At 52.7% G+C, this 6,727-nt stretch carries 11 protein-coding genes and 1 pseudogene; 2 read left to right on the top strand and 10 right to left on the bottom strand.

Annotation, left to right across the window (positions count from 1 at the left end; translation table 11 throughout):
- Nucleotides 1-208: 208 nt before the first annotated feature.
- The 9 genes from AUK29_06115 to AUK29_06075 form a co-directional block, all read right to left on the bottom strand.
- Nucleotides 209-535, bottom strand: coding sequence for a hypothetical protein (locus AUK29_06115; GenBank protein OIP63739.1), 327 nt, complete (start codon nucleotides 533-535; stop codon nucleotides 209-211).
- On the bottom strand, nucleotides 532-978 hold the full coding sequence (locus AUK29_06110; GenBank protein OIP63740.1) for a hypothetical protein: 447 nt from the start codon (nucleotides 976-978) through the stop codon (nucleotides 532-534). Before AUK29_06110 ends, AUK29_06115 begins: the two co-directional genes overlap by 4 nt.
- A 62-nt stretch (nucleotides 979-1,040) precedes the next feature.
- Nucleotides 1,041-1,847, bottom strand: a complete 807-nt coding sequence (locus AUK29_06105; protein ID OIP63738.1) for an adenylyltransferase — start codon at nucleotides 1,845-1,847, stop codon at nucleotides 1,041-1,043.
- Nucleotides 1,848-1,873: 26 nt separating this feature from the next.
- Entirely contained in the window at nucleotides 1,874-2,098 is a 225-nt protein-coding gene (locus tag AUK29_06100; protein OIP63737.1) for a hypothetical protein, read from the bottom strand.
- Between the two features lie 347 nt (nucleotides 2,099-2,445).
- The gene (locus tag AUK29_06095) at nucleotides 2,446-2,682 is read right to left on the bottom strand and encodes a hypothetical protein (protein ID OIP63736.1); all 237 of its coding nucleotides are present in this window, start codon (nucleotides 2,680-2,682) and stop codon (nucleotides 2,446-2,448) included.
- A gap of 1 nt (nucleotide 2,683) precedes the next feature.
- Nucleotides 2,684-2,959 carry a molybdopterin synthase sulfur carrier subunit gene (locus AUK29_06090; GenBank protein OIP63735.1) on the bottom strand — a complete coding sequence of 92 codons (276 nt, stop codon included), beginning with the start codon at nucleotides 2,957-2,959 and terminating at the stop codon, nucleotides 2,684-2,686.
- 37 nt (nucleotides 2,960-2,996) lie between these two features.
- Nucleotides 2,997-4,247 carry a threonine synthase gene (locus AUK29_06085; GenBank protein OIP63734.1) on the bottom strand — a complete coding sequence of 417 codons (1,251 nt, stop codon included), beginning with the start codon at nucleotides 4,245-4,247 and terminating at the stop codon, nucleotides 2,997-2,999.
- 51 nt (nucleotides 4,248-4,298) lie between these two features.
- On the bottom strand, nucleotides 4,299-4,742 hold the full coding sequence (locus tag AUK29_06080) for a hypothetical protein (protein ID OIP63733.1): 444 nt from the start codon (nucleotides 4,740-4,742) through the stop codon (nucleotides 4,299-4,301).
- Nucleotides 4,743-5,104: 362 nt separating this feature from the next.
- Nucleotides 5,105-5,509, bottom strand: a complete 405-nt coding sequence (locus AUK29_06075; GenBank protein ID OIP63732.1) for a hypothetical protein — start codon at nucleotides 5,507-5,509, stop codon at nucleotides 5,105-5,107.
- A 119-nt stretch (nucleotides 5,510-5,628) separates the two neighbouring features.
- Between AUK29_06075 and AUK29_06070 the strand changes: the two genes are divergently transcribed.
- Nucleotides 5,629-5,955, top strand: coding sequence for a hypothetical protein (locus AUK29_06070; protein ID OIP63731.1), 327 nt, complete (start codon nucleotides 5,629-5,631; stop codon nucleotides 5,953-5,955).
- Here AUK29_06070 and AUK29_06065 read toward each other — a convergent pair.
- The gene (locus tag AUK29_06065; GenBank protein OIP63730.1) at nucleotides 5,942-6,511 is read right to left on the bottom strand and encodes a nitroreductase; all 570 of its coding nucleotides are present in this window, start codon (nucleotides 6,509-6,511) and stop codon (nucleotides 5,942-5,944) included. The genes AUK29_06070 and AUK29_06065 overlap by 14 nt on opposite strands.
- On the opposite strand from AUK29_06065, the pseudogene AUK29_06060 reads away from it, so the two are divergent.
- Nucleotides 6,510-6,727: pseudogene (locus tag AUK29_06060) on the top strand (hypothetical protein). The gene AUK29_06065 and the pseudogene AUK29_06060 sit on opposite strands and share 2 nt — an antisense overlap.

The following is a 6,727-nucleotide window of genomic DNA, read 5'->3' as shown; positions in this document are numbered from 1 at the left end:
CGCCTGATCACAGTGGTCACTTTCTTCACATTATCCCCCTTGGTGGCCCTGTTCGTAAATATGGTGACGTACCGAGAGGGTCGCAGGGCGGTCTCATCCCCGCGCGCGACTGAGGCGTACCCCTCTGGTACACCGCAAGGAGCGGAACGGAGAGAAGGCCGCCCTGCGGCACTCGAATGCCACCGTATTTACGAATAGGGCCGCTTAGTCAGGTCAGGGCCAGAAAACCATCGGCCTTTGCAACCATCACGGCCAGATCATAGTAGCTGCCGAAGTGGATTCCGGTTTTTTTATCGAGACCTCTTTCCATGGCATCATAGGCACACAGGGCCACTTCCGCCCCTTTCGCAATGAGATTCGAAAAATTATGATGAAGAATATGATAAACGCCGTCGCTCATCAGGAAGATTTCCACCTGATGCCCCATGGCAACCGCCGCTTCGGTGATCTTGAAGAGCGTGCGGGTATTCTCGCTTTCCGGGCTGCTGGCCACCAGGATACAGATCCTGGACCTGTCTTGTTTTTTCTCGCTCATTTGCCGCCTGAACCGTCTTCAAAAATTTCCCGTATCTCTTCTTCTCTCAACCGCCGTCCATCCGCATCCAGGGCCCAGGAACGGCATTCCGGCATTCCATTTTCCCTGAGAGAGACGATCAGATAGCTGTATCCCTGCCATGCCCGGGCATGGTCCCTCTCCGACGGAATTGAGGGGCACCCGGGATGGGAGTGATAAAACCCGATGATTTCCAGGCCCCGGCTTCGGGCGGCCCGGTCTGCGCTTAGGAATTCCCGCCCATGGATCAGATAGGAATCCCGCCCGTGGATTTCTGCGTTCTCGGTCCTCCGGACTTCCTCCGCTCTTTTCACTCCTTCCGCTCCCTGTACCCGCCCGATGAGGATCCCGCAGCATTCATCAGGATGACGCTCTCCTGCATGCATGAGGATCTTCTCGATCAGACGGTGAGGAATCTCAATCATGGAAGGGAGACCGAAAACTCGGGAAGGCTCTGCCCTATATCCTGTCCCAGCGGGGGAAATCATTAAAAGTTCACCCGGCAGAATTCCTCATAATCCATTAACGACCGGATGGTCGGATGGTCACCGCACACCGGGCAGTCCGGGTCTCTCTTGACCTTCATGTTTTTAAACTCCATCTCCAGGGCCTCATAGATCAGAAGACGCCCCTTGAGCACGCTGCCGACACCGAGAATCAGCTTCAAAACCTCCGTGGCCTGGACCAGACCGATCAGCCCGGGGAGAACGCCGAGGACACCAGCCTCCTGACAGGAGGCCACCATGCCCGGCGGAGGAGGCTCGCGGAACAGGCAGCGGTAACAAGGCCCTTCACCCGGAACAATGGTCATGGCCTGGCCGTGAAACCGAAAAACCGCCCCGTGGGAAAGGGGCTTTCGTGTCAGCACACAGGCATCATTGACCAGATACCGGGTCGGGAAATTGTCGCTCCCATCCACGACGATATCGTAATCCGCCATGATGTCGAGTATATTCTCCGAGGCGGCCCGTTCCTGGTAGGTCAGGACCTCGATGCATGGATTCAGGGCAAGGAGCGTCTCCTGGGCTGAAACAGCCTTGTTCTTTCCCAGGTCTTCGGTGCTGTGAACGATCTGCCGCTGCAGATTACTGAGTTCCACCTGATCCCCGTCCATGATCCCGATCTTTCCCACGCCCGCCGCAGCGAGATAATATCCCACCGGGGCGCCCAGCCCCCCGGCGCCGATCAGGAGGACCCTCGCTCCATTGATTTTTTTCTGCCCTTTCCCGCCTACCTCAGGAAGGAGGATATGCCGGCTGTAGCGCCTGATTTCCTCCTCGTTGAAATCGAACATCTCAGACCCTTTCGCAAAACCCTTTTTTATGCCTTCTCCGCAACGCGTATACCCATGCTTTTCATATACTCAATGGATTTTTGTATCTCTTGGTCATCCCCTTCCAGGCCGAGGTCGATCCACCCCTCTTTCTCACCCACAGACGCAAGGAAGATGCTGGTCACGACCCTGAACTCATGCCCGATCCGGTAGATGACCGGCTCCTGAATAAGTTCTTCGGGAAAGGTCAGGTGGACGGTCTTTTTAGACATGTTGCAATTCCTCATATAAAAACAGGTTCTTCTCCCGTTTAGTAGATAAAAAAGGGTTCAAGGATTCCAGGGTTCAAGAGGTCAAGTGAAATACTGAAACGCAAACAAAATCTCCAGAGAAAAACACTGGAACCCTTGCCCCCAAGACGTCTTAGTCTAGTAGCCGTCACAGACGGTCCCGGCCCGGCAAAAATAAATTCAAGGAGATGCCGGGATCTAACGACAAAAATATAGAAAAGCGGTGCACGCGAAGCGTAACCATAGGACCCTCGGCTCCTTATGTTTTTACTACTTCACTTGACCCCTCGAATCCTTGACCCCTTGACCCCTGATGTTTTTATTAAAATTTACTCCACCACATCCATAACCACCGGTTCAACCTTGACCCCTTCGGCCTCTAAAAAATTCAGGGCCGCTTTGATCTCCGACGGCTCCCCTTCGAACTCCAGGCCGACCAGCCCGAGATCTTCGGTCACACTGGCACACCGGATATTGGTCACCACCTCGAATTGATGACCCACTTGGTATATCAGAGACTTCTGTATCAAATGCCTTGGGAAGGTCAAATAGACCTTTCTTCTCATCTTAACCTCCAGCAATGGCCGGAACAATGGAAAGCCCGTCCCCGTCACGAACCTCGGTCGAAAGATTCTTCAGAAAACGGACGTCCTCATCATTCAGGTAAAGGTTGACAAAACGTCTCAGGTTCCCCTGTTCATCACAGATCCTCTCCTTGATCCCCGGATAGGCCTTCTCCAGATTTTCTACGAGTTCCTGGACGGTCTTTCCTTCAATGGGAACCTCTGCCTGGCCATGGGTCAATGACCTCAATGGCGTCGGAATCCTCACATTCACCTTCATCCTTTCCTCCTCAACAAGTCGTGTTGTTTTGTTTCTTTTACCATACCTTCGCTTCTTTTTCCAGTAAAAGGGCCTCGAAGGACGACAATTTCGAATCAATCACCTGATGCGCCTTGACCTTCCCGATCAAGGCCTCCTGGGTCTTGAGCCCGTTTCCCGTGATGGAGATCACGATGGACTCATCTTTCGGGATCCGTCCCTGCTCAATCAGCTTCTTGGCCACGCCCACGGTCACCCCGCCGGCCGTTTCCGTGAAAACCCCCTCGGTTTCAGCCAGCAGTTTGATCCCTTGGACGATCTCCTCATCTGTGACCTCCTCAGCCCATCCCCCCGACTCTTTGATGGCATGGATGGCGTAGAAACCATCCGCCGGATTCCCGATGGCCAGGGATTTTGCAATGGTGTGCGGCTTCACGGGCTTGAAAAGATCGGTCCCGTTCTTGACCGCCGTCACAATCGGAGAGCATCCGGCGGCCTGGGCGCCATAAAACCGGGTGCCGCATGATTCAGGTTCAACCAAGCCGATCTCCTTAAACTCTTTGAAGGACTTACGGATCTTGGTGATCAAGGACCCGCCGGCCATGGGAACCACAATGTGTTTCGGGACCCGCCACCCCATCTGCTCCATGATCTCGTACCCGAAGGTCTTGGACCCTTCGGCGTAGAAGGGTCTGATGTTGATGTTCACAAAGGCCCAGCGGTACCGGTCCGCAATCTCCGTGCACAAACGGTTGACGTCATCATAACTCCCCAGCACACCGACCAGATGGGTGCCGAAGACCTGGGTGCCGATGATCTTCCCCTGCTCCAGATCCGAGGGGATGAAGATATAGCTGTTCAGGCCGGCAGAAGCGGCGGAGGCGGCCACGGCATTGGCCAGGTTCCCGGTGGATGCGCAGGCCACGGTATCGAAGCCGAATTCCCTGGCCTTGGAAACCGCAACCGCAACCACACGATCCTTGAAGGAAAGGGTGGGATGGTTTACGGCATCATTTTTCAGGTAAAGTTCCGAAACCCCCAAGGCACGGCCCAGATTGTGCGCCCGAACCAGGGGGGTGAAACCCACATCAAAACCTACCGTAGGCGCGTTGTCCAGCGGCATGAGTTCGGCATAGCGCCACATATTCGGGGGGCGGGAGGCAATCACCTCACGTGAGAGGACCTTCCGGATCTCATCGTACTGGTAGGTCACCTCCAGCGGGCCGAAACAGAATTCACAGATATTCGCCGGTCCCTTGGGATATTCCCTTCCGCATTCCCTGCACTTCAGACCTTTTACATATCCCATAATCTTTCCCTTCTTTTAATTTATTTATTACTCTATGCATAGGCATACAAATTATATATGATACATCACGGCGTGAACTCTATCGAGTTCCCGCTGGCGCTCCGCAATCTCCTTCAGAGTCATCGCACTTAATATCTCCACAATCTTTCCGCTCACCTCGGCCCAGCATTCACGGGCGGCACATGCATCCGATCGGGGACATGAACCGGGGTCTTCAACACATTCCGCCATGGCGATAGGACCTTCCAATGTCCGGACCACGTCGTACAGCGTGATCTCCGAAGAAGGCTTGGTCAGATGATATCCGCCATGAGGCCCTCGTGTGCTTTTCACCAGTCCCGCTGTTTTCAGGGAGCGGATCAACTGTTCCAGATATTTTGTGGAGATCCCCTGCCTTTCCGATACCTCTCTTAAAAGAATCGGACCGTTGCCGAAATGGATGGCAAGATCCATCATGAACCTTACTCCGTATCTCCCTCTGGTAGAAAGCCTCATAAAATACCTTCAGGAATTGTTTTCTTATAATTCCTATCTGTTAAGTAGGAATTACTTTAACCGAGTCAGCAACTAATGTCAAGTCTTTTTTAACACCCTGCTATTAAAAGATTGGTTTAACCGGAAGGTTTGGGATAAGTACGACCTAATCCTATGATAAATAACGTTTTTACTGGCAGGATAAAGGGAACAGATTTATTTTCTTGCGGAGGGGAAATGGGAGTTCATCCGCACCGCGCGGCGCAAAGGGGGCAAGAAAATAAATCTGTCCCCTTTAGTAATTTCAAAAGCGCCGTGTGGTTTGATTTCACTTGTTGTGCTTTTGAAATTGAGTGAAAAATAACCTTTTGCTTTCTTGCCTGTCAATACAAGAACCCGAACAGCCAGAGAGGGATCCTGTTTCCTACGCCGATTTCGATATTGTCCACTGCCAGGAATGCATTCTTGACTTCTCTGATCTGTGCGGTGCCCTTGTTATTTCCGCCGATCTCGAATGCATATTTCCCATCCAGGAAAAAATCCCCCTGTTCATGAGCCGTGACCTTGTGCAGGGTATGGGTCATGTTGATGAAGAACGTTTCCCGTATATTCCCTTTCTCGGCAGGCGCATGGCCGGCAATGGCATGACTCAGGTTCGGATTGTTCAGGTAGATCTTTTCCGGCTTCTCAAGCTCCCGGAGCCCCCTGCCGCTTTTGGAAACGGTGAGAATGATCCCCGCATCTTCCAGGTATTTCAGATAGGTTTTGAGCGTTCGTTCGTCTCCCACGTCGAGCTGAGAATCTCGTCGAGCTTGAAGCTCCGGAGGGCGACGTCCTGCGTCACCTCGATGAATTCCCGAAACGACATGCCGTTCATTCGATACATGACGGCCCTCCTGCTGAGATCATGGCTTCCCCGATGGATCTCAAGGGCCGAGCTTCCGGAGGCGATGATCCTGAGCTTGGGGAATGTATCGTTGATGCTTTTGAGTTCAGCGGCCCAGTTGGGGTACTTGTGGATTTCGTCGAGGCAGATCCGTTCACCGCCCAGATGCTGGAATTCTTCCGCGATTTCGTAGAGACTGCGGTCACCGAGCAGGAAATGGTCTGCCTGAATGTAGAGGGCCTTGTCGGTGATAGGAATACGATCCTACCATATCAGAGAATAAATAGGAATGCAATACTATTTACGGACAGGCGGACTTTTGTATGGAAATATTCTATCTTATTATGATTTCCTTGAGAGATCTTTTGGGCACATGATGGATCCCGTTCTCATCCCGCCAGTATTTGATGTTCCCATCCGGCCCCACGGTTTCGATCACCACAGTCTCTTTGGGTCTGCCCAGGGCGATGGCCAGAAGAATCTTGTACCTGTCCGGAATCTTCAGCGCCTTGCGCAGTTTTTCCCGTTGGATGGAACCGATGATACACCCCCCCAGCCCTTTTTCCACGGCCCCCAGGAGGATGCTCTGGGCCGCGATCCCGTGATCGCAACCGAAGTTCTTGGCAATCTCTGTGTCGCCCAGGACCAGAATATAGGCCGAAGGCCGCTCCCCCGGCTTGGGCCCGGGCCAGTCTCTGAGATATCCGGCCCAAGCCAGGTGAGGAAAGATCAGATCATTCTTTTTTTTATCCGAGGAGAGGAGATATTTCAAGGGCTGGAGATTGGCCGCGGCAGCCGAGTGCCTCGCCAGATCGACAAGATCCTTCAAGGTCCGAAGACTAATCTTCTCTTTTTCATAAAACCGGCGGTAACTCCTGTTTTTAATAACCAGATCTCTCAGCATGGGTGATCTCCTCCTGACCGCGTCATCCCTGACGCCTCATGGTTTATGTTGCTTCTTCTTCGGGCATTCCGATTTAACCGCTCTGACAGGATGCCTCGACACCTGGAATTTTAGGTTCTTCTCCCATTTAGTGGGTAAAAAGGGTTCAAGGGTCAAAGGGATCAAGGATTCAAGTGAAATACTGAAATGCAAGCAAAATCTCCAGAGAAAAACACT

This window comes from Nitrospirae bacterium CG2_30_53_67 (genome assembly GCA_001873285.1).
Classification (GTDB): Bacteria; CG2-30-53-67; CG2-30-53-67; order CG2-30-53-67; family CG2-30-53-67; genus CG2-30-53-67.
This window is presented reverse-complemented; position numbering and strand designations above follow the sequence as displayed.

Excerpts from the sequence above, each read along its gene's own strand:
- AUK29_06080 (OIP63733.1), bottom strand. The coding sequence starts at position 4,742 with ATGAGGCTTTCTACCAGAGGGAGATACGGAGTAAGGTTCATGATGGAT.
- AUK29_06105 (OIP63738.1), bottom strand. The coding sequence starts at position 1,847 with ATGTTCGATTTCAACGAGGAGGAAATCAGGCGCTACAGCCGGCATATC.
- AUK29_06115 (OIP63739.1), bottom strand. The coding sequence starts at position 535 with ATGAGCGAGAAAAAACAAGACAGGTCCAGGATCTGTATCCTGGTGGCC.
- AUK29_06100 (OIP63737.1), bottom strand. The coding sequence starts at position 2,098 with ATGTCTAAAAAGACCGTCCACCTGACCTTTCCCGAAGAACTTATTCAG.
- AUK29_06065 (OIP63730.1), bottom strand. The coding sequence starts at position 6,511 with ATGCTGAGAGATCTGGTTATTAAAAACAGGAGTTACCGCCGGTTTTAT.
- AUK29_06070 (OIP63731.1), top strand. The coding sequence starts at position 5,629 with ATGGCTTCCCCGATGGATCTCAAGGGCCGAGCTTCCGGAGGCGATGAT.
- AUK29_06110 (OIP63740.1), bottom strand. The coding sequence starts at position 978 with ATGATTGAGATTCCTCACCGTCTGATCGAGAAGATCCTCATGCATGCA.
- AUK29_06090 (OIP63735.1), bottom strand. The coding sequence starts at position 2,959 with ATGAAGGTGAATGTGAGGATTCCGACGCCATTGAGGTCATTGACCCAT.
- AUK29_06095 (OIP63736.1), bottom strand. The coding sequence starts at position 2,682 with ATGAGAAGAAAGGTCTATTTGACCTTCCCAAGGCATTTGATACAGAAG.
- AUK29_06085 (OIP63734.1), bottom strand. The coding sequence starts at position 4,247 with ATGGGATATGTAAAAGGTCTGAAGTGCAGGGAATGCGGAAGGGAATAT.